Below are 19,514 nucleotides of genomic sequence, written 5' to 3' on the forward strand. Positions count from 1 at the left end.
GTTTTCAGGCGCACGATGCCGATTGCGTGAAGGCCCGGAAATAAGGGGATCGATCGACGGACCGATTGTTAAACTGGTACAATTCGTTTATGGACCCGGGAAGAATTGATATTTGCGCTACCCAAGGGCGCCAACTACAGAGAAAAATCCATGAACCGTCGCCGCCGTATCTACGAAGGCAAGGCCAAGATTCTCTATGAGGGTCCTGAGCCGGGCACGCTGATCCAGTTCTTCAAGGACGATGCCACCGCCTTCAACAAGAAGAAGCATGACGTCATCGACGGGAAGGGCGTGCTCAACAATCGCATTTCCGAATATCTCTTCACCCATCTGAACAAGATGGGCATCCCGACCCATTTCATCCGCCGCCTCAACATGCGCGAGCAGCTGATCAAGGAAGTCGAGATCATTCCTCTGGAAGTTGTCGTGCGCAACGTCGCCGCAGGCTCCCTTTCCAAGCGCCTCGGCATCGAGGAAGGCACGGTGCTGCCGCGCTCGATCATCGAGTTCTATTTCAAGGCCGACAACCTTGAGGATCCGCTTGTTTCAGAAGAGCACATCACCGCCTTCGGCTGGGCAAGCCCCCAGGAACTCGACGACATCATGGCGCTTGCCATCCGCGTCAACGACTTCCTCTCCGGCCTCTTCCTCGGCGTCGGCATCCAGCTCGTCGATTTCAAGATCGAGTGCGGCCGCCTCTACGAGGGCGACATGATGCGGATCATCATCGCCGATGAGATCTCGCCGGACAGCTGCCGCCTGTGGGACGTCAACACTCAGGAGAAGATGGACAAGGACCGCTTCCGCCGCGATATGGGCGGACTGCTGGAAGCCTACCAGGAAGTGGCGCGCCGTCTCGGCATCATCAACGAGAACGAGCCGATCCGCGGAACCGGCCCGGTTCTGGTCAAGTAAATCAAGGGCGGAACTTTTACCGCCGGGCCTGTGTGGCCATATAGGAAAGCGACTGAAGAGGAACACATGATCAAGGCACGCGTAACGGTGACGCTGAAGAACGGCGTTCTCGACCCGCAGGGCAAGGCGATCGAAGGCGCGCTCGGCAGCCTCGGTTTCGACGGCGTAGGCCACGTCCGCCAAGGCAAGGTCTTCGACCTCGAGCTGCAGACCGCCGACAAGGCAAAGGCGGAAGCCGAGCTGAAGGACATGTGCGAGAAGCTTCTGGCCAACACGGTAATCGAGAATTATACTATCGCCCTCGCCTGATGGTTGAAAGAGCGCGCGAATGGCTGAGATCGACGGCACCCTCATCTACGAAATGCTGAAACGCATTCAGACGGACATCGGTACGCTGAAGGATGGCCAACGCGACCTGCGCCAGGACAATCTCTCGCTTCGAAACCAGATACACACGCTGCAGGGCGACGTGAACAACCTTCGCGGCTCGGTAGCTCATATCGAAGACCGTATCGAAAACCGCCTCGAATTGCGCGAGCTTGGAGAGGCCCAGGCAAAGTTTGAGCCACACCCATGAAATCAGCCGTCGTCCAGCTCCCAGGCCTCAACCGTGACCGTGACATGATCGCGGCCCTCACCAAGATCGGCGGCAAGGCGCCCGTCACCGTCTGGCAGACGGAGACCGAGATTCCAGCCGGCGTCGACCTGATCGTGATCCCCGGCGGCTTCTCCTACGGCGACTACCTGCGCTGCGGCGCGATCGCCGCGCGCATGCCGGTGATGCAGGCGATCAAGTCCAAGGCCGAAGCCGGCGTGAAGGTGCTGGGCGTCTGCAACGGGTTCCAGATCCTCCTCGAAGCGGGAATGCTGCCGGGCGCGCTGATGCGCAATGCCTCGCTGAAATTCGTCTGCAAGGAAATCCGGCTGGAAGTGACCAACGCCGAGACGGATTTCACCCGCGCCTATGAGAAGGGCCAGATCCTGCGTTGCCCCGTCGCCCACCACGACGGGAACTTCTTCGCCGATGCGGAGACGGCAGAGAGGATCGAAGGAAACGGCCAGGTGGTGTTCCGCTACGCCGAGGGCACGAACCCGAACGGCTCGCTGAACGACGTCGCCGGTGTGATCAACGAGCGGGGCAACGTGCTCGGCATGATGCCGCACCCGGAAAACCTCATCGAGGCGGCCCATGGCGGCTCGGACGGACGCGGCCTTTTCGCTTCCGCGCTCGACGTAATCGCCGCTTAACCATAAGCCTCTATTCAGGGGCGCGTGTTCCCGTCTGAAAGGCCCTTCATGCGCCCTCATGCCCTCTCAAAGGCTGTCTGCGCGGCTGCGCTCGCAGCCGCTGCATCCCTCACCGCCTGCCAGTCGACGCCACCGGCACCGAAGGCAAATACCGCAGCCTTGCCGACGATGGAACGCATCGCCCTGGGGGCCAACGGTTGCTGGTTCAAATCGGGCGACGCAGCCTTCAAGACCTATCGCCTCGCCCCCGAGCTGAACTCCTTCTCGGGTAAGCCGCGCATCCTGGTGGTCCCGCGGCGCTCGCCGGAATCGCGCCCCCTCCTTGTCGTCCAGGCGGAAGGAAACCCGGCACGGCTCAGTGCCTTCGGCCCGCTGATGGACGAGCCGGTGTCGGCCCGCATTGCCAGCGACGTCAAGCGCTGGGCCGCTGGCGCAACCGGCTGCAGCTGACACGCTTTCCACAAGTTCATATAATCTCAAGAAAAAATCGCCGTGCCGGAACCTTTCGGCGGTGGCGTCGTTTCTGGCCACCATGACCATACAGATCCTTCATAATCCCCGCTGTTCCACTTCCCGAAACACGCTGGCCAGAATTCGCGACACCGGCGCCGAGCCGGAAATCATCGAATATATGAAACACCCGCCGACCCGCGAGGAACTTCTCGGTATCCTCGTTTCGATGGGCGCTGAGCCCCGCGATATCCTGCGGACGAAAGAACCACTGGCCAGGCAACTGGAACTTCTGGATCCCGCCCGCACCGATCGCGAGATCATGGACGCCATGCTGGACAATCCGATCCTGATCGAGCGCCCGATCGTCATATCCGCCAGGGGTGCACGGCTGTGCCGTCCGATAGAGCGGGTCGACGAGATCCTCTGACCTCCTTCGGATCGTAGGTTGTTGGCGCGGGCATTTTCCTGTCGCGCCGTCCGTGCTCATGCGATAAAGAGACCGCAAAGCCCCCATTCACGGACAAGACGAGAGACGATGACCATCTCCAACAGCCGCCCGATCACCCCGGAGCTCATTGCCGCCCATGGTCTGAAACCGGATGAATATGAGCGCATCCTGTCGCTGATCGGTCGTGAGCCGACCTTTACCGAGCTCGGCATCTTTTCGGCGATGTGGAACGAGCACTGCTCCTACAAATCCTCCAAGCGCTGGCTGCGTACACTGCCGACCAAGGGCCCGCGGGTCATCCAGGGTCCGGGCGAAAATGCCGGCGTCGTCGACATCGACGACGGCGACTGCGTCGTCTTCAAGATGGAGAGCCACAACCACCCCTCCTACATCGAGCCCTACCAGGGGGCTGCCACGGGCGTCGGCGGCATCCTGCGCGACGTCTTCACCATGGGCGCACGTCCGGTCGCGGCCATGAACGCGCTGCGCTTCGGCGCGCCGGATCATCCCAAGACCCGCCACCTTGTCTCCGGCGTCGTTGCCGGCGTCGGCGGCTACGGCAACTCCTTTGGCGTGCCGACGGTCGGCGGCGAAGTCGAATTCGACGAGCGCTACAACGGCAACATCCTCGTCAATGCCTTTGCGGCGGGCCTTGCGAAGTCCGACGCGATCTTCCTGTCCGAAGCCAAGGGCGTGGGCCTGCCCGTCGTCTATCTCGGCGCCAAGACCGGCCGTGACGGCGTGGGCGGCGCGACCATGGCATCGGCGGAATTCGACGAATCGATCGAAGAGAAGCGCCCGACCGTGCAGGTCGGCGACCCCTTCACGGAAAAGTGCCTGCTGGAAGCCTGCCTTGAGCTCATGCAGACCGGCGCCGTCATCGCCATCCAGGACATGGGTGCGGCCGGTCTGACCTGCTCGGCCGTCGAAATGGGCGCAAAGGGCGACCTCGGTATCGAGCTGAACCTCGATCTCGTGCCGGTCCGCGAGGACCGGATGACGGCCTATGAGATGATGCTGTCCGAAAGCCAGGAGCGCATGCTCATGGTTCTGGAGCCCGAGAAGGAAGAAGTCGCCAAGGCGATCTTCGTCAAGTGGGGTCTCGACTTCGCCATCGTAGGCTACACGACCGACGACCTGCGCTTCCGCATCCTGCACCAGGGCGAAGAGGTCGCAAACCTGCCGATCAAGCAGCTTGGCGACGAAGCGCCGGAATACGACCGCCCGTGGCGCGAGCCGAGCAAGCCCTCGCCCCTGCCTGCGTCCCTGGTCGCCGAGCCCAACGACTACGGCCTGGCGCTGCTGAAGCTCGTCGGCTCGCCGAACCAGTCGAGCCGCCGTTGGGTTTACGAGCAGTACGACACGCTGATCCAGGGCAACTCGCTGCAGATCCCGGGCGGAGACGCCGGCGTCGTGCGCGTCGAGGGCCATCCGAGCAAGGCGCTCGCCTTCTCCTCCGACGTCACCCCGCGCTACGTCGAGGCCGACCCCTTCGAGGGCGGCAAGCAGGCGGTTGCCGAATGCTGGCGCAACATTACCGCCACCGGTGCCGAGCCGCTGGCGGCCACCGACAACCTGAACTTCGGCAACCCCGAGAAGCCGGACATCATGGGTCAGTTCGTCATGGCCATCAAGGGCATCGGCGAAGCCTGCCGTGCGCTCGATTTCCCTATCGTTTCCGGTAACGTCTCGCTCTACAACGAGACCAACGGCGTGGCGATCCTGCCCACCCCGACCATCGCCGGCGTCGGCCTGCTGCCTGACTGGTCCAAGATGGCCAAGGTCGGCGGCGCCAGGGACGGCGACGAGATCGTGCTGATCGGCATCGACGGCAGCCATCTCGGCCAGTCGGTCTACCTGCGCGACGTTCTCGGCATCGTCGACGGCCCGGCGCCGGAAGTCGACCTGGTGGTGGAACGCCGCAACGGCGATTTCGTCCGCTCGGCGATCCGCAACGGCCAGTTCTCCGCCTGCCATGACATCTCCTCGGGCGGCCTCGCAGTCGCGCTTGCCGAAATGGCGATCGCCTCCGGCAAGGGTATGCAGGTCAGCCTGAAGGACTGCAACGGTCCCGCCCATGCGCTGCTGTTCGGCGAAGACCAGGGGCGCTACGTCGTCGCCATGCCCGCGGACATGGCGAACTTCCTCTGCGCCAATGCGGAAGGTGCGGGCGTGCCTTTCCGCCGCCTCGGCAAGGTAGGCGGCAGCGAACTCGTCGTCGACGATCTTCTCAGCGTGTCGATTGAGCAATTGCGCGACACCCATGAATCGTGGTTCCCTGACTTCATGGATGGCAGCTCGAACGCAGCCGCTGCCGCCGAATAAAACAAAAGGGAGCACGCATTATGCCCATGGCACCAGGTGAAATCGAAGACATGATCAAGGCCGGGATTCCCGGAGCCAAGGTCACGATCCGCGATCTGGCAGGCGATGGGGATCACTATGCCGCAGAGGTCGTCGCGGAAGCCTTCCGCGGCAAGACCCGCGTTCAGCAGCACCAGATGGTCTACAACGCCCTCAAGGGAAACATGGGCGGCGTCCTGCACGCCCTCGCCCTGCAGACGTCGGCGCCGGAGTAAGCGATCCACATGGCCGGTGTCATCGAGGATTTCGTATCCAGTGTCGTCAGCAGTGCCTTGCAGGAAGTGCTGAAGAAAACCGGCGTCAGGAAAACCACCAGACGCACTCGCCGGCGCGCCGCCAAACCGAAGTCAGGCGGCCTGATCGCCGACATCGTCGAGGCGGCGTTGAAACCCCAGTCCGCGCGCAGCAAGCCGGCTCGCAGCAAGCCCGCGCGAAAGCAGGTGAGCCGGCGGCGAACGGCGGCTGCCCGCAGCAAGCAGCGCAGCCGGGCCTGAATCCGAAACCGAGCCCGACATCATTACATTTGATGAATCAATTCCGTGCGAGTGGTGGAAAATCGCCTCGCACATGTTATCTAAGGGACAACAGCGGTCCGGACCTTGCATCCGGGCAGGAAAGGATTCGGACTATGAGTGGCATTCACGATTTCATCGACAACGAAGTCAAGAACAACGACGTCGTGCTCTTCATGAAGGGCACCCCGCAGTTCCCGCAGTGCGGATTCTCCGGCCAGGTCGTGCAGATTCTCGACTATGTCGGCGTCGACTACAAGGGCATCAACGTGCTGGCGGATGCCGATCTGCGCCAGGGCATCAAGGACTATTCCAACTGGCCGACGATCCCGCAGCTCTACGTCAAGGGCGAGTTCGTCGGCGGCTGCGACATCGTCCGCGAGATGTTCCAGTCGGGTGAATTGCAGACACATCTTCAAGGACAGGGTATCGCGGTGAAGGGCGCCGCCTGAGCGTCAACCGCGTGACATCATCAGATTGTTACAAGGCGCCGTTACCGACGGCGCCTTCTCTCATTTTTGGATTTTCATCATGACCGCAATTTCACCCGAAGCGTCCCAGCGCCTGAACGGCATGGGAAAAGGGGAATTCATCGCGCTGATGGCGATGCTGATGGCACTCAACGCGCTCGCCATCGACATCATGCTGCCCGGCCTGCAGGAAATCGGCGCGAGCCTCGGCGTTGCCAACGAAAACCATCGCCAGTACGTGATCTCGGCCTACCTGATCGGCTTCGCCTGCGCCCAGCTTCTCTATGGCCCGATTTCGGATCGTTTCGGCCGTCGTACGCCCATGTTCGTCGGGCTGGCGATCTACATCGTTTCCGCGCTCGCCGCCGTCGTCGTCCCCTCCTTCGCTGCGCTGCTTTTGCTGCGCTTTGTCCAGGGCATCGGTTCGGCCGCCATGCGCGTCATCACGATCTCGATCGTCCGCGACATCTTCGGCGGCCGCGCCATGGCTGAGGTGATGTCACTGATCATGATGGTCTTCATGGTCGTTCCGGTTCTGGCGCCCGGCACCGGCCAGATCGTCATGCTGTTCGGCGACTGGCACCTGATCTTCATCTTCATGGGTGTCATTGCGGCCGCTGTGGGCGCCTGGATGTACCTGCGGCTGCCCGAGACACTGGCGCCGGAAGACATGCGCCCGTTCACGCCGGCCTCCGTCATCGAAGGCTTCCGCATCGTGCTGACCAATCGCGTGGCACTCTGTTACACGCTTGCCAGCACCTTCATCTTCGGCGCGCTGTTCGGCTTCATCAACTCGGCGCAGCAGATCTATGTCGGCATCTATGAGCTGGGCGTCTGGTTTCCCGTCGCCTTTGCGGGCGTCGCGGCCTTCATGGCGTTCTCCTCTTTCGTCAATGCCAGGCTGGTCGGGCAGTTTGGCATGCGGCAGCTGTCGCACGGCGCGCTGCTGGGCTTCCTCGCCATCAACGCCTTGTGGCTGGTTCTGACGCTCAGCTGGACGAACCATCTCGTGCCGTTCCCGATCTTCATCACGCTGTTTGCGCTGTCGATGTTCCAGTTCGGCTGGATCGGTTCGAACTTCAATTCGCTGGCGATGGAGCCGCTGGGCCATGTCGCGGGCACCGCCTCCTCGGTCCTCGGCTTCATGGGCACCGCCGGCGGCGCCGTCATCGGCGGCATCATCGGCCAGGCCTACAATGGCACCGCCCTGCCGCTTGTGACGGGCTTCTTCGCGCTGGCGGTCATCGGCCTGGTATTCGTTCTGATCGCCGAGCGCGGCAAGCTGTTCCAGCCGCACAACAAGGCGGTCTGAGCGGCGAGCGGACACCCAGAATACAAAAGGCCCGGACAATCGCTCGTCCGGGCCTTTTGCCTTGAGTGTGACGTCTATCAGTCGAGAACGAAGACTTCCCGGCGCATCATCTCCCAGCTGTCCTTGTCGGGTGCGATCAGAAGGCCACCTTCGACATGCCGCGGCAGGTAGGGCGAGCCGTCGAAACGCGCCGCATGGGCGCCGGCCTCCTGGCTGATCAGGGTACCGGCCAGGTGATCCCAGGGCATCAGCTTGTTGTACATCAGGAAATGGACGTGACCTGCGGCGAACGTGCGGTACTCGTGCGCAGCGCAGCGATAGTTCGAGGCGAACGCGACCTTTGCGAGGTTGGCCATGATCCCTGCGCGCTTGTCCGCCGGCAGGAATCCGGTCGAGGCCATGCCGGTCATCTCGGCGAGTGGCACGGCATCGGCAGCCTTGAGCCGTGCAGCCGGTCGATGGCCGCCCGTCTGCCACGCACCGGCGCCCTTTTCGGCCAGCACGAAATCGTCGCCCATCGGATCGTAGATGACGCCCGCGATCGTCTCGCCGCCGGAGACGACCGATGCCATGACGCCGAAGAGCGGCACGCCGGCTGCAAAGTTGAAGGTCCCGTCGATCGGATCGACGATGACGGCGAGATCCGCATCGGCAAGCTTCGGCAGCAGCGCAGGATCGGCCGCCACGCTCTCCTCGCCGATGAACAGCGCTCCCGGCAGCACTGCATCCATGCCGGCCTTGATGAAACGCTCCGCCGCGACGTCAGCCTCCGTCACGAGGTCGATGGCGCTGGTCTTTTCCCGTATGTCGTCTTTCCCGAGCGCCCGGAAACGCGGGCGAATCTCGGCCTCGGCCGCCGAACTCAGCAGGAACGCAAGCGCATTGATGTCAAAATTGATCGTCATTTGAAGTTACCGTTGCCAGGGAGGAAAAATCGAAGAGCTTGGGATCGAGCAGATGCGACGGGTTCACATGCGACAGCGCCCGCAGCATGGTGTCCTTGCGGCCCGGCATGCGCGCCTCGATATCGGCCAGCATGGCCTTCATGGCGTTGCGCTGCAGCCCGTCCTGGGAGCCGCACAGGTCGCAGGGAATGATCGGAAAGCGCATGGCGGCGGCGAATTTGGCAAGGTCGTCCTCTGCCGCGTAGGCAAGCGGCCGGAGCACCATCAGGTCGCCGTCGTCGTTGAGCAGCTTGGCCGGCATCGCGGCCAGCCGGCCGCCATGGAAGAAATTCATGAAGAACGTCTCGAGGATGTCTTCACGGTGATGGCCGAGCACCAGCGCGTCGCAGCCCTCCTCGCGGGCGATGCGATAGAGATTGCCGCGCCTGAGGCGTGAGCAGAGGGAGCAGTAGGTCGCCCCCTGCGGCACCTTCTCCTTCACGATCGAATAGGTATCCCGGTATTCAATGCGATGTTCGACACCGATCGAGGCAAGATAGTCCGGCAGGACGTGCTTTGGAAAATTCGGCTGGCCCTGGTCGAGATTGCAGGCGATCAGGTCCACCGGCAGGAGACCCCGCCATTTCAGATCCATCAGCAGCGCCAGCAGGCTATAGCTGTCCTTGCCGCCGGAGACGCCGATGAGCCAGCGCTTCTGCCCATTCAACATGGCAAAGTCGTCGATCGCCTGGCGCACCTGCCGCAGCAGCCGCTTGCGCAGCTTGTTGAAGGAGACCGACGAGGGCGCATCGGAAAACAGCGGGTGGCGCGGGCCGCCATCGTCGGCCTCTTCATCGGTCCTGAGCGCGAGCGTCATCAAAGCTTCCGTCGTTAAGTCGTCCGCGTTGGAATGCCCCGAACGGGCGCGACAATCAAGCGCCAAAAACCGACCAGCCGGTGCGCGCAGCCAGCATCTCCAGGGCGACCGTCCCGAGTGCGGAGTTGCCCACGTCGTTCAGCCCCGGCGACCACACCGCAATGGAGGCATTGCCGGGCGCGATGGCGAGAATCCCCCCGCCGACGCCGCTCTTTCCCGGAAGGCCGACGTGATAGGCGAAATCGCCCGATCCGTCGTAATGTCCGCAGGTGAGCATCAGCGCGTTGATGCGCCGCGCGCGCTGGCGCGAGACGACGCGATGGCCGGTCAGCGGATTGCTGCCGCCGGCGGCGAGGTAGAGACCGGCGCGCGCAAGCTGCCGGCAACTCATGGCGATGGCGCACTGGTGGAAGTAGACGCCGAGCACATGCTCGACGGGATGGTTCAGCCGGTCGAAGGAGCGCATGAAATTCGCAAGCGCGGCATTGCGATATCCTGTTGCAGCCTCCGAGCGGGCCACCTCGTGATCGATGACGATGTCCTCGTCGTCGGCGAGGTAACGCACGAATCGGAGGATCTCCCCGATCGCCGCCTTCGGCGGATGGCCCGCAAGCAGAAGGTCGGTGATGGCAAGCGCCCCGGCATTGATGAAGGGATTGCGCGGAATGCCCGCCTCGCGCTCCAGCTGCACGATCGAATTAAACGCAGTACCGGAAGGCTCCCGCCCCACCCGCTTCCAGATCGCATCGCCCAGCTTGCCGAGCGCGATCGTCAGCGTGAACACCTTCGAAATGCTCTGGATGGAAAAGGAAACGTCCGCGTCGCCCGCAAGATGGACGCCGCCGTCGACCGTCTGCACCGCAATTCCAAACCGGTCCGGCCGGACCCTTGCCAACTGCGGAATGTAATCCGCCACGCGCCCTTCGCCGAAGCGCGGCGACAGCTCGCGATGTATTTCGTCGACGACCGTCTGCAGGTCCGGCATGCGGCAATCCTCCGGTTTCAGACTGCGTATGACAAAAAAGCCGCCCGTTTCGGGGCGGCTTTCGTATTCGATAGGCCTTTGGCCGAAATTAGCGCGAATAAAATTCGACGACCAGGTTCGGTTCCATGACGACCGGGTACGGTACGTCGGAGAGGCCCGGAACGCGTGCGAAGGTGGCAACCATCTTGTTGTGGTCGACTTCGATGTAATCCGGAACGTCGCGCTCTGCGAGCTGGACCGATTCCAGAACCGATACGAGCTGCTTGGACTTCTCGCGGACTTCGATCACGTCGCCGGCCTTGCAGCGGTAGGAACCGATGTTGACGCGAACGCCGTTGACCTTGACGTGGCCGTGGTTGACGAACTGGCGGGCAGCGAAGACCGTCGGAACGAACTTGGCGCGGTAGACGATCGCGTCAAGACGCGACTCGAGCAGGCCGATCAGGTTCTCGCCGGTGTCGCCCTTGCGGCGGTTGGCTTCCTCGTAGGTGGCGCGGAACTGCTTTTCGCGCAGGTCGCCATAGTAGCCCTTCAGCTTCTGCTTGGCGCGCAGCTGCACGCCGAAGTCGGAGAGCTTGGACTTGCGGCGCTGGCCGTGCTGGCCCGGGCCGTATTCGCGGCGGTTGACCGGGGACTTCGGACGGCCCCAGATGTTCTCGCCCATACGGCGGTCGATTTTGTACTTGGATGAAGCGCGCTTGCTCATCGCATTTCCTTTCATACTGTTACACCGGATCGTTGCCGAACCGGATCAAGGAAACACGCCCTCCTCTGAATGCCGTTTTAGGCTTTCTGACAGGTTTCTCACGATACGCGACCGGAGAAACCACGGGACATGTCAATGAAACACCGGACATTTCTGCCCGGCGTTGAGCGGGTCTCTAGGACGTTTTCACAAGAATGTCAACGCATCTTGCGGATGCAAAGCCCCACCCCCATCTGCCGCCTCACGCAGCGCCGGGCCCCTCTGACGTGTGAAGCCGGATGACCCGTGATGTCGGAGCTGCAAACATCAACATATCCGGCATAGGAAGCCCTTTCATGGATTTTCTTATGCACGACTTCCAGGGGACCGCAGTTTGGATGTGGCTCTCCTTCCTCGTGATCGTTCTCGCTCTCCTCGCCATCGATCTTGGCGTTCTCCACAAGGAAAACAAGGAGATCGGCATTCGCGAGAGCCTTCTTCTCTCCGCCTTCTACATCGCGCTCGGTCTCGCCTTCGGCGGCTTCGTCTGGCTTCAGTCCGGCCAGCAGGCCGGCATAGAGTACCTGACCGGCTTCATCGTGGAGAAGAGCCTGGCGATGGACAACATCTTCGTCATCGCGATGATCTTCGGCTATTTCGCCATTCCCCGCCACTACCAGCACCGCGTCCTGCTCTACGGAATCCTCGGCGTCATCGTGCTGCGCGGCATCATGATCGGGGCTGGTGCGGCCGTCGTCGAGAACTACGGCTGGGTGCTCTACCTCTTCGCAGCCTTCCTCGTCTTCACCGGAATCAAGATGCTCTTCGCGTCGGAAGAAGCCTATGACGTCGCCAACAACCCGCTGCTGAAATTCCTGCGCCGCCGCCTCCCCGTCACCGACCGGCTGCATGGCGACCGCTTCCTCGTCCGCCAGGCCGACGAGAAGACAGGCCGCATACGCACCTTCGTCACCCCGCTCCTGCTGGCGCTGGTGCTGGTCGAATTCGCCGATCTCGTCTTCGCCGTCGATTCGATCCCGGCGATCTTCGCAATCACCACCGATCCGTTCATCGTATATACGTCGAACATCTTTGCGATCCTCGGCCTGCGGGCGCTCTATTTCGCGCTCTCCGCCCTGATCCACCGCTTTGCCTATCTGAAATATGCGCTGGCGACCGTGCTGATCTTCATCGGCTCGAAGATCTTCGTGGCTGACATGTTGGGTCTCGCCAAGATCCCGCCGATGATCTCCCTTGGGGTCACCGTCGCGATCCTTGCCGCCGGCATCGTCGGCTCGCTGTGGGCCACCCGCAACAAGGAGGCAAAGCCGCTGACGGAAGACGTCTAAACCCTACTCGGCGGCGGCGCGGGAATCGGCGCCGGGGTCCGACGCGTTCGGATCGCCCGGCGCCGTTTCGCATGCGAGATCCGGGAAGGCGACGATGCGGTGACCCGCGATATCGCTGTGGACGACGACGAGCCCCTGCTCCTCGAAATAGCCGAGCAGCCGCCGGGCGCGACGCGCCGAATGCGTGCCGTAGGCGCGCGCGATCATCGCGTCCGACGGGCAGGCAAGCCCGCGCACCGCCGACTGCGCGACCAGCAGGAACACGCCCTGCAGGTCCTCGCTCACCTGGCGGGAGAGGTCGAGCGCGGTCTGCCAGACCTCGGTGGCCGCCGTCTCGGCATCGACGCCGGAGCGGGCCACCGCCATCTTGCGGCGGAATGCCGGCAGCGACAACGGCGCGCCAGGCACGCGACGAATGCGGCAGCGCACGAGGAAGTCCTGGAACAGCTCGGCATCTGCCCGGAAGGCAGCGCCCGGATTGTCGAGGATCTCGGCCAGCACGTGATCGAGCATCGCCTCGCGCTCCTCGGGGGCCATTTCGGGGGCCGCAGGCCGGGCGGTCTCGACCGCGACGGGTTCGGGCCGCGCGCGCGACAGCTCGGCGAGGATGTCGGTCGTCGGCCGCGGTTGCGGCGGGGCGCGGCGCACGATCGGACGGGTGAATTCCTCCGGATCCGGCGTGAAGATCAGATCGGCGACATCCTCCGGCGCTTCCGGCAGCGGCATCAGTTTCGGGCTGGTCGAGCGGGCCGAGGTCTCCACCGCACCGATCGTCACCGCAAGCGGGCGCCTCGACAGGGCCGGTCCGAGTGCGACGAAGGAGCCACGCTTCAGGTCGCGGAACATCTCTGCCTGGCGGCGGTCCATGCCCAGGAGGTCGGCCGCCCGTGCCATGTCGATATCGAGGAAGGTACGCCCCATCAGGAAGTTGGACGCTTCGGCGGCGACGTTCTTGGCGAGTTTTGCAAGGCGCTGGGTGGCGATCACGCCGGCAAGCCCACGCTTTCGCCCGCGGCACATGAGGTTGGTCATGGCGCCGAGGGAAAGCTTGCGCGCCTCCTCGCCGACGTCGCCGGCAACCGACGGCGCGAACATCTGCGCTTCGTCGACCACGACGAGCACGGGATACCAGTAGTCACGGTCGGCATCGAACATCGCGTTGAGGAAGATACCGGCGGTGCGCATCTGCTGCTCCACCTCCAACCCCTCCAGCGACAGGACGCAGGAGACGCGGTGCTGGCGGATACGGTTCGCGATGCCGACCAGCTCGGCATCGGTCCGCTCACCCTCTATGACGATGTGGCCGAACTTGTCGGCAAGCGTGACGAAGTCGCCCTCGGGATCGATGATGCACTGCTGCACCCAGGGCGCCGACTGTTCCAAAAGCCGCCGCAACAGGTGCGACTTGCCCGAACCGGAATTGCCCTGGACGAGAAGACGGGTCGCAAGCAACTCCTCGATATCGAGCGCGGCCGGCGCGCCGCCCTGCGCCGTTCCCATGTCGATGCCGACCTTCATGCGACCCTCGTGCCCAACCAATCGATTCGTCCGGCGCGCGTGGCCGGGAAAAACGGCGAAGACCTAGCATGAAGAGAGTGCCTGCGGGGACGCGAAATGCAAAACCCACAGGAAGGTTTCGCCTCGCCCGAAACTACACGCGCAGCCCGAAGCCCTGCATCAGCCGCCGCGTCGAAAAATCGGGATTGCCGGAGGTAAAAACGGCAACGTCCTCGCCGGGCGCAATGGCTTCGAGCGCCGGCACCAGTCGCCGCGCCTGGCGGGCGATCGCCTCGGCGGGATCCAGCCAGTCCACCGGCCACGGCGCCAGCCTGCGAAAGAGGTTGGCCATGAACGGATAGTGCGTGCAGGCCAGCACGACGATGTCGGTCTTGCGGCCGTCCTGTTCCAGAAAGCACTGCGCGATCTCGGCAAGAACAGCCTCGTCCGAAAGCGTCTCGCCGCGAATATAGGCTTCCGCCATGCGCGCGAGGTTTTCCGAGCCCACCAGCCGCACATGGCATTGGCTGGCGAAGGACTGGATCAGGTCGCGCGTATAGGCGCGCCTGACCGTTCCCGGGGTGGCCAGTACGGAGACGAGACCGGAGCGGGTGCGTTCTGCCGCAGGCTTGATCGCAGGCACCGTGCCGACGAAGCGCATCTGCGGAAACGCCGCGCGCAGATCCGCGCCGACCAGCGTGAAGGCGGTATTGCAGGCGATGATGCAGATTTCCGGGTCGTGCAGGGCCAAAAGCTTGTCGAACAGGGCGACGATCCGTGCCTTCAGCGCGCCCTCCTCCCAGCCGCCATAGGGAAAGCCGGCGTCGTCAGCAACATAGGTGAAATGCCGCTCCGGCATCATCACGCGCGCCTCGCGCAGCACCGTCAGCCCGCCGATGCCGCTGTCGAAAACCAGGATGGGCTTGGGGCTATTCGTCGTCACGTTCGGCCTTCGGCCTTCTGTTGCGCGTGCGGTTCGGCGATGGAGTCCCGCGTGGCGCATCCCGCGTGAAACGATCGAGACAGGAAACGATGCCGCGCAAGACCTGGATTTCCGAGCCGGTGAAAGAGGGGCGGGTAAGGGCGGAACGCAGGTTTTCGATCAATTTCGGCTTTTTGGCGGCGGGGCGGAAATAGCCGCGTGCGTCCAGCGCCTCCTCCACATGGTCGAACAGGCCCTGCAGTTCGTCCTTCTTCGCCGGCCGTTGCGGCAGGGCGGAAAAGGCGGTCTCCTCGAGCGAGCCCATGCCCGTCTTCATCCATTCGTAGCTCATCAGGAGCACGGCCTGCGCCAGATTGAGCGAAGCGAAGGCGGGATTGACGGGAAAGGTGACGAGTTCGTCGGCAAGCGCGATTTCCTCGTTGGTCAGCCCGGTGCGTTCGCGTCCGAACAGGATGCCGGTCGCCTCCCCGGCCCGGAACCGGGTCCTCAATGTCTCTGCAGCCACCACCGGCGAGCGCACTTCCTTGTAGCCGTAGCGGTCACGCGCCGTCGTCGCGTAGACGAAATTGAGGTCGGCGACCGCCGCCTCCAGCGAGGAGTACACCTTCGTCGCCGCGATCACATGGTCGGCCTTGCTCGCCGCCGAGATCGCCTTCTCGCTCGGCCAGCCGTCGCGCGGATTGACCAGGCGCAGTTCGGCAAGGCCGAAATTGGCCATGGCGCGCGCCACCATGCCGATGTTTTCGCCGAGCTGCGGATGCACCAGGATGATTGCCGGTCCCTCCGCGATCAGTTGCCGCTCGCTGTTCGTGCCCGCCATGCCTTCTTCAATCCTTCGTGCCGGTTTACGGCCTCACTGGCATAAATGGCGCGAAATGAGAAGGTGCCCCGTGAGGCGGCATGGCTGGCATTTTCCGCGCGGCCGCTACTGACCGTCCTGAAATGCACCGCTCTCGCCTGAGCCGCTCTGGCCTGCACCGTCCTGACCGGGACCTTCCTCACCGCCGCCATCCTGCGGGGTGGAGGCCGCTTCTGTGCTGATTTCCTGCATCTCCGCCTTCAGCGAGCCCGGATCGCCGTCCTGCGGACGAAGAATGTCGTCGATCACGGCGCGGCCGTCTTCCTCGATGACGTTGAAATCGACCTCCGCCGGCTTCCAGTCCGGCTCGCGCTCGCCGAAGCAATAGGTGTTGTCGAAGGTGGTCTTGACCACGGTCATGCCATTGACGGGCGGCTGCGCCTCGATCTTCAGATCCTTGAAGGAGCAGCCGTCCTGCCCCATCGCGATGACGTCGTAGTCGAACGGCGAGCCGCTGTCCTCGAACACGGGATACTTTGCGGCGTCGCGATATTTCGCGACGAAATCCTTGCTGTAGAGCCGCGACAGGAAGGTGTCGTCGAAGTAGTCGACATAGTCGGGCGGCGTGGCGTTGTCGTCGGGCGCATCGGCCCAGTTCTTTGTCGCCAAATCCATGATCTCGCGCACCGGCGCGGTCGCGTCGGCAGCGACGGCCAGCGACGGCAGGGTGAGAAGGGCGGCAGCAAGGCTCATTCGTATCATGGTCGTCTCCCGAGCAGGTCGGCTATCGGGCCGATGGCCCTATCGTGATGTGTCAGGCGACAAGCCTAACAGCGTCAATTGGGACAAATTCCGGCAGCGCGAATCAATTCGGGGCGCAGCCGGTACGAGGCGGCGCGGACCATAGTCGAAGCCGTGGCGAAATGGAAAATAATCCCTCCGCGGGCCGCGCCGCCTTTGCCTTGCGCACGCGCGATGCTATAGGCGCACACGATCCATCCTTTCACGAAACGGGGCCATTCGCCCCATCAGGCAGCGAGGAATTTCATGGCTAAGATCAAGGTCGCAAATCCGGTCGTCGAGCTCGACGGCGACGAGATGACCCGCATCATCTGGCAGTTCATCAAGGAAAAGCTGATCCACCCCTACCTCGACATCGACCTGAAGTACTACGACCTCAGCGTCGAGAACCGTGACGCCACCGACGACCAGGTGACGATCGACGCCGCCAACGCCATCAAGCAGTACGGCGTCGGCGTCAAGTGCGCGACGATCACCCCGGACGAGGGCCGCGTCGAGGAATTCGGCCTGAAGAAGATGTGGAAGTCGCCGAACGGCACGATCCGCAACATTCTTGGCGGCGTCATCTTCCGCGAGCCGATCATCTGCAAGAACGTGCCCCGCCTCGTTCCCGGCTGGACCAAGCCGATCATCGTCGGCCGACACGCCTTCGGCGACCAGTACCGCGCCACCGACTTCAAGTTCCCCGGCAAGGGCAAGCTGACGATGAAGTTCGTCGGCGAGGACGGCAAGGAGATCGAGTACGACGTCTTCGACGCGCCGTCCGCCGGCGTCGCCATGGGCATGTACAACCTCGACGACTCGATCACCGAATTCGCCCGCGCCTCGTTCAACTACGGCCTGCAGCGCAAGGTGCCGGTCTACCTGTCGACCAAGAACACCATCCTCAAGGTCTATGACGGCCGCTTCAAGGACATCTTCCAGGAGGTCTTCGACGCCGAGTTCGCCGAAAAGTTCAAGGAAGCGAAGATCTGGTACGAGCACCGCCTGATCGACGACATGGTGGCGTCTGCGCTGAAGTGGTCGGGCGGCTATGTCTGGGCCTGCAAGAACTATGACGGCGACGTTCAGTCCGACATCGTCGCACAGGGCTTCGGTTCGCTCGGCCTGATGACCTCGGTGCTGATGACGCCGGACGGCCAGACGGTCGAAGCCGAGGCCGCGCACGGGACGGTCACCCGCCACTACCGCCAGCACCAGAAGGGCGAGGAGACCTCGACCAACTCGATCGCCTCGATCTTCGCCTGGACCCGCGGGCTTGCCCACCGCGCCAAGCTCGACGGCAATACCGAACTCGCCAAGTTCGCAACCACGCTGGAAAAGGTCTGCGTTGACACCGTCGAGTCGGGCTTCATGACCAAGGACCTGGCGCTCTTGATCGGGCCCGACCAGCCCTGGCTCTCCACCACCGGTTTCCTCGACAAGATCGACGAGAACCTGCAGAAGGCCATGGCCGCCTGATCGGCCACACCTGCAGAAGATACAATCGGAAGGACCCGGCCTCGCGCCGGGTCTTTTCGTTTGCGGGGTTCATCCCCAAGGGAGAACCGAGTATTGCGTAACATGATCGATGGAACAAAATGCGGGCACAGGGGTTGACGCTCAACTCCCCTACCCTATCCTAGATCAGCGACATGATTGAAAAGACAGAAACTGAATCTCTCCCGCGAATAGCCCTCGTCTCTACACACGGCTATGTTGCGGCAATTCCACCGCTTGGCGCGGCCGATACCGGCGGACAGGTCGTCTATGTTCTTGAACTCGCCAAGAAACTTGGTCGGCTCGGCTTTCTCGTGGACATATACACGCGACAGTTCGAGGAGCAGCCGCAGTTCGATGAAGTCGACGATCGGGTCCGCGTCGTGCGCATCCCCTGCGGTGGTCGCGACTTCATTCCCAAGGAATATCTGCACAACCACCTGATGGCCTGGTGCGAGGCGGCGATCCGCTTCATCAAGTCGAACGACCTCGACTACTTCTTCATCAACAGCCATTACTGGGACGCTGGCGTCGCCGGCCAGCGGCTTTCCGAAGCGCTCGCAGTGCCGCATATCCACACGCCGCATTCGCTCGGCATCTGGAAGAAGCGGCAGATGGAGACCGACTATCCCGACAAGGCCGACAGCTTCGAGGCCGAATTCAATTTCTCCGAACGCATCAAGCACGAGCTCATCGTCTATCGCAGCTGCAACCTCGTCATCGCCACGACCCCGATCCAGCTCGACATGCTGACCACCGACTATGGGCTCAAGCCCGACCGCGTCCACATGATCCCGCCGGGCTACGACGACAACCGTTTCTTCCCTGTCTCCGGTGCAACGCGGGAGATGGCCCGCCAGAAATTCGGCTTCCACGGCAAGACCGTGCTGGCGCTGGGACGGCTTGCGACCAACAAGGGGTACGACCTGCTCATCGAAGGCTTCTCCGTTCTGGCGGAGCGCGAGCCGGAAGCGCGGCTGCATCTGGCCTTGGGCGGGGAACACCTGGACGAACAGGAAAAAGCGATACTCGACCAGCTCAAGCAGTTGGTTGACGAGCGCGGGCTTATAGACCGGGTCGATTTCGCCGGCTTCGTTTCCGACGAGGACCTGCCGGATTATTACCGCGCGGCCGATCTCTTCGTTCTGTCCAGTCGCTACGAACCCTTCGGCATGACTGCCATCGAGGCTATGGCCAGCGGAACGCCCACCATCATCACGATCCATGGCGGCCTGTTCCGTTCGGTTAGCTACGGCCGGCACGCGCTCTTTGCCGATCCCTTCGACAAGTACGATCTCGGCATCACGATGATGAAGCCGCTCAAGCATCCGCGGCTCTACAACCGCCTTTCGCGCATGGGTGCCCATAAGGCACGCAGCCTGTTCACCTGGACCGGCATCGCCCAGCAATTGATCGCCCTTGTCGAGGGACGGCCGATGCGGCACGCGCTCGACGGCGACGACTGGGCAGAACCCTGGAACGATGGAGACTGA

Annotated in this window: 22 protein-coding genes; 14 read left to right on the top strand and 8 right to left on the bottom strand. The window is 63.0% G+C overall.

Features of this window, described 5'->3' with window-relative positions; translation table 11 throughout:
• Window positions 1–150 precede the first annotated feature (150 nt).
• The 11 genes from purC (at window position 151) to CRO48_RS16445 (ending at window position 7,722) form a co-directional block, all read left to right on the top strand.
• Window positions 151–915, top strand: a complete 765-nt coding sequence (gene purC, locus CRO48_RS16395; protein WP_097140942.1) for a phosphoribosylaminoimidazolesuccinocarboxamide synthase — start codon at window positions 151–153, stop codon at window positions 913–915.
• A 66-nt stretch (window positions 916–981) separates the two neighbouring features.
• On the top strand, window positions 982–1,224 hold the full coding sequence (gene purS, locus CRO48_RS16400; protein WP_097140943.1) for a phosphoribosylformylglycinamidine synthase subunit PurS: 243 nt from the start codon (window positions 982–984) through the stop codon (window positions 1,222–1,224).
• A 19-nt stretch (window positions 1,225–1,243) separates the two neighbouring features.
• The gene (locus CRO48_RS16405) at window positions 1,244–1,492 is read left to right on the top strand and encodes a hypothetical protein (protein ID WP_097140944.1); all 249 of its coding nucleotides are present in this window, start codon (window positions 1,244–1,246) and stop codon (window positions 1,490–1,492) included.
• On the top strand, window positions 1,489–2,163 hold the full coding sequence (gene purQ / locus CRO48_RS16410; RefSeq protein ID WP_097140945.1) for a phosphoribosylformylglycinamidine synthase subunit PurQ: 675 nt from the start codon (window positions 1,489–1,491) through the stop codon (window positions 2,161–2,163). Before CRO48_RS16405 ends, purQ begins: the two co-directional genes overlap by 4 nt.
• A 48-nt stretch (window positions 2,164–2,211) precedes the next feature.
• A complete protein-coding gene (locus tag CRO48_RS16415; RefSeq protein WP_097140946.1) occupies window positions 2,212–2,613 on the top strand; it encodes a hypothetical protein in 402 nt (133 codons plus the stop codon).
• Between the two features lie 61 nt (window positions 2,614–2,674).
• The gene (gene arsC, locus CRO48_RS16420) at window positions 2,675–3,043 is read left to right on the top strand and encodes an arsenate reductase (glutaredoxin) (RefSeq protein WP_245423551.1); all 369 of its coding nucleotides are present in this window, start codon (window positions 2,675–2,677) and stop codon (window positions 3,041–3,043) included.
• A gap of 108 nt (window positions 3,044–3,151) precedes the next feature.
• Window positions 3,152–5,389 (top strand): phosphoribosylformylglycinamidine synthase subunit PurL, encoded by a 2,238-nt coding sequence (purL, locus tag CRO48_RS16425; protein WP_097140947.1) that lies wholly within the window; start codon window positions 3,152–3,154, stop codon window positions 5,387–5,389.
• 20 nt (window positions 5,390–5,409) lie between these two features.
• Complete coding sequence (locus tag CRO48_RS16430; protein WP_097140948.1) at window positions 5,410–5,643, top strand: BolA/IbaG family iron-sulfur metabolism protein; 234 nt, start codon at window positions 5,410–5,412, stop codon at window positions 5,641–5,643.
• Between the two features lie 9 nt (window positions 5,644–5,652).
• Entirely contained in the window at window positions 5,653–5,922 is a 270-nt protein-coding gene (locus CRO48_RS16435) for a hypothetical protein (protein WP_097140949.1), read from the top strand.
• Between the two features lie 134 nt (window positions 5,923–6,056).
• Entirely contained in the window at window positions 6,057–6,392 is a 336-nt protein-coding gene (grxD, locus tag CRO48_RS16440; protein WP_097140950.1) for a Grx4 family monothiol glutaredoxin, read from the top strand.
• Between the two features lie 121 nt (window positions 6,393–6,513).
• On the top strand, window positions 6,514–7,722 hold the full coding sequence (locus CRO48_RS16445) for a multidrug effflux MFS transporter (RefSeq protein WP_097141111.1): 1,209 nt from the start codon (window positions 6,514–6,516) through the stop codon (window positions 7,720–7,722).
• Between the two features lie 77 nt (window positions 7,723–7,799).
• Here CRO48_RS16445 and CRO48_RS16450 read toward each other — a convergent pair whose 3' ends face one another.
• The 4 genes from CRO48_RS16450 to rpsD all read right to left on the bottom strand — a co-directional run bounded on the left by CRO48_RS16450 (window position 7,800) and on the right by rpsD (window position 11,174).
• The gene (locus CRO48_RS16450; protein WP_097140951.1) at window positions 7,800–8,627 is read right to left on the bottom strand and encodes an inositol monophosphatase family protein; all 828 of its coding nucleotides are present in this window, start codon (window positions 8,625–8,627) and stop codon (window positions 7,800–7,802) included.
• A complete protein-coding gene (ttcA, locus tag CRO48_RS16455) occupies window positions 8,611–9,483 on the bottom strand; it encodes a tRNA 2-thiocytidine(32) synthetase TtcA (RefSeq protein WP_097140952.1) in 873 nt (290 codons plus the stop codon). Before ttcA ends, CRO48_RS16450 begins: the two co-directional genes overlap by 17 nt.
• Window positions 9,484–9,538: 55 nt before the next feature.
• Window positions 9,539–10,468, bottom strand: a complete 930-nt coding sequence (locus CRO48_RS16460) for a glutaminase (RefSeq protein WP_097140953.1) — start codon at window positions 10,466–10,468, stop codon at window positions 9,539–9,541.
• Window positions 10,469–10,556: 88 nt separating this feature from the next.
• Window positions 10,557–11,174: a 30S ribosomal protein S4 gene (gene rpsD / locus CRO48_RS16465; protein WP_097140954.1), complete on the bottom strand. Its 618-nt coding sequence runs from the start codon at window positions 11,172–11,174 to the stop codon at window positions 10,557–10,559.
• 335 nt (window positions 11,175–11,509) lie between these two features.
• Here rpsD and CRO48_RS16470 point away from each other — a divergent pair, with 335 nt between their 5' ends.
• Window positions 11,510–12,502, top strand: a complete 993-nt coding sequence (locus CRO48_RS16470; protein ID WP_097140955.1) for a TerC family protein — start codon at window positions 11,510–11,512, stop codon at window positions 12,500–12,502.
• Between the two features lie 3 nt (window positions 12,503–12,505).
• On the opposite strand, the gene CRO48_RS16475 is transcribed toward CRO48_RS16470, so the two are convergent.
• The 4 genes from CRO48_RS16475 to CRO48_RS16490 form a co-directional block, all read right to left on the bottom strand.
• A complete protein-coding gene (locus CRO48_RS16475; RefSeq protein WP_097140956.1) occupies window positions 12,506–14,020 on the bottom strand; it encodes an ATP-binding protein in 1,515 nt (504 codons plus the stop codon).
• 133 nt (window positions 14,021–14,153) lie between these two features.
• Window positions 14,154–14,942, bottom strand: a complete 789-nt coding sequence (gene murI / locus CRO48_RS16480; RefSeq protein ID WP_245423552.1) for a glutamate racemase — start codon at window positions 14,940–14,942, stop codon at window positions 14,154–14,156.
• Complete coding sequence (locus CRO48_RS16485) at window positions 14,929–15,762, bottom strand: RNA methyltransferase (RefSeq protein ID WP_097140958.1); 834 nt, start codon at window positions 15,760–15,762, stop codon at window positions 14,929–14,931. The genes murI and CRO48_RS16485 overlap by 14 nt, the downstream gene beginning before the upstream one ends.
• A gap of 105 nt (window positions 15,763–15,867) precedes the next feature.
• A complete protein-coding gene (locus CRO48_RS16490; protein ID WP_176526788.1) occupies window positions 15,868–16,503 on the bottom strand; it encodes a hypothetical protein in 636 nt (211 codons plus the stop codon).
• A gap of 285 nt (window positions 16,504–16,788) precedes the next feature.
• On the opposite strand from CRO48_RS16490, the gene CRO48_RS16495 reads away from it, so the two are divergent.
• Both CRO48_RS16495 and CRO48_RS16500 read left to right on the top strand, forming a co-directional pair.
• Entirely contained in the window at window positions 16,789–18,003 is a 1,215-nt protein-coding gene (locus CRO48_RS16495; RefSeq protein WP_097140959.1) for an NADP-dependent isocitrate dehydrogenase, read from the top strand.
• Window positions 18,004–18,176: 173 nt separating this feature from the next.
• Window positions 18,177–19,514, top strand: coding sequence for a glycosyltransferase family 4 protein (locus CRO48_RS16500; protein WP_097140960.1), 1,338 nt, complete (start codon window positions 18,177–18,179; stop codon window positions 19,512–19,514).

Origin of the sequence: Rhizobium subbaraonis (assembly GCF_900220975.1) — a bacterium.
Taxonomy (GTDB): Bacteria; Pseudomonadota; Alphaproteobacteria; order Rhizobiales; family Rhizobiaceae; genus Mycoplana; species Mycoplana subbaraonis.

Excerpts from the sequence above, each read along its gene's own strand:
- purC (WP_097140942.1), top strand. The coding sequence starts at position 151 with ATGAACCGTCGCCGCCGTATCTACGAAGGCAAGGCCAAGATTCTCTAT.
- purS (WP_097140943.1), top strand. The coding sequence starts at position 982 with ATGATCAAGGCACGCGTAACGGTGACGCTGAAGAACGGCGTTCTCGAC.
- CRO48_RS16405 (WP_097140944.1), top strand. The coding sequence starts at position 1,244 with ATGGCTGAGATCGACGGCACCCTCATCTACGAAATGCTGAAACGCATT.
- purQ (WP_097140945.1), top strand. The coding sequence starts at position 1,489 with ATGAAATCAGCCGTCGTCCAGCTCCCAGGCCTCAACCGTGACCGTGAC.
- CRO48_RS16415 (WP_097140946.1), top strand. The coding sequence starts at position 2,212 with ATGCGCCCTCATGCCCTCTCAAAGGCTGTCTGCGCGGCTGCGCTCGCA.
- purL (WP_097140947.1), top strand. The coding sequence starts at position 3,152 with ATGACCATCTCCAACAGCCGCCCGATCACCCCGGAGCTCATTGCCGCC.
- CRO48_RS16430 (WP_097140948.1), top strand. The coding sequence starts at position 5,410 with ATGCCCATGGCACCAGGTGAAATCGAAGACATGATCAAGGCCGGGATT.
- CRO48_RS16435 (WP_097140949.1), top strand. The coding sequence starts at position 5,653 with ATGGCCGGTGTCATCGAGGATTTCGTATCCAGTGTCGTCAGCAGTGCC.
- grxD (WP_097140950.1), top strand. The coding sequence starts at position 6,057 with ATGAGTGGCATTCACGATTTCATCGACAACGAAGTCAAGAACAACGAC.
- CRO48_RS16445 (WP_097141111.1), top strand. The coding sequence starts at position 6,514 with ATGGGAAAAGGGGAATTCATCGCGCTGATGGCGATGCTGATGGCACTC.
- CRO48_RS16450 (WP_097140951.1), bottom strand. The coding sequence starts at position 8,627 with ATGACGATCAATTTTGACATCAATGCGCTTGCGTTCCTGCTGAGTTCG.
- ttcA (WP_097140952.1), bottom strand. The coding sequence starts at position 9,483 with ATGACGCTCGCGCTCAGGACCGATGAAGAGGCCGACGATGGCGGCCCG.
- CRO48_RS16460 (WP_097140953.1), bottom strand. The coding sequence starts at position 10,468 with ATGCCGGACCTGCAGACGGTCGTCGACGAAATACATCGCGAGCTGTCG.
- rpsD (WP_097140954.1), bottom strand. The coding sequence starts at position 11,174 with ATGAGCAAGCGCGCTTCATCCAAGTACAAAATCGACCGCCGTATGGGC.
- CRO48_RS16470 (WP_097140955.1), top strand. The coding sequence starts at position 11,510 with ATGGATTTTCTTATGCACGACTTCCAGGGGACCGCAGTTTGGATGTGG.
- CRO48_RS16475 (WP_097140956.1), bottom strand. The coding sequence starts at position 14,020 with ATGAAGGTCGGCATCGACATGGGAACGGCGCAGGGCGGCGCGCCGGCC.
- CRO48_RS16485 (WP_097140958.1), bottom strand. The coding sequence starts at position 15,762 with ATGGCGGGCACGAACAGCGAGCGGCAACTGATCGCGGAGGGACCGGCA.
- CRO48_RS16490 (WP_176526788.1), bottom strand. The coding sequence starts at position 16,503 with ATGATACGAATGAGCCTTGCTGCCGCCCTTCTCACCCTGCCGTCGCTG.
- CRO48_RS16495 (WP_097140959.1), top strand. The coding sequence starts at position 16,789 with ATGGCTAAGATCAAGGTCGCAAATCCGGTCGTCGAGCTCGACGGCGAC.
- CRO48_RS16500 (WP_097140960.1), top strand. The coding sequence starts at position 18,177 with ATGATTGAAAAGACAGAAACTGAATCTCTCCCGCGAATAGCCCTCGTC.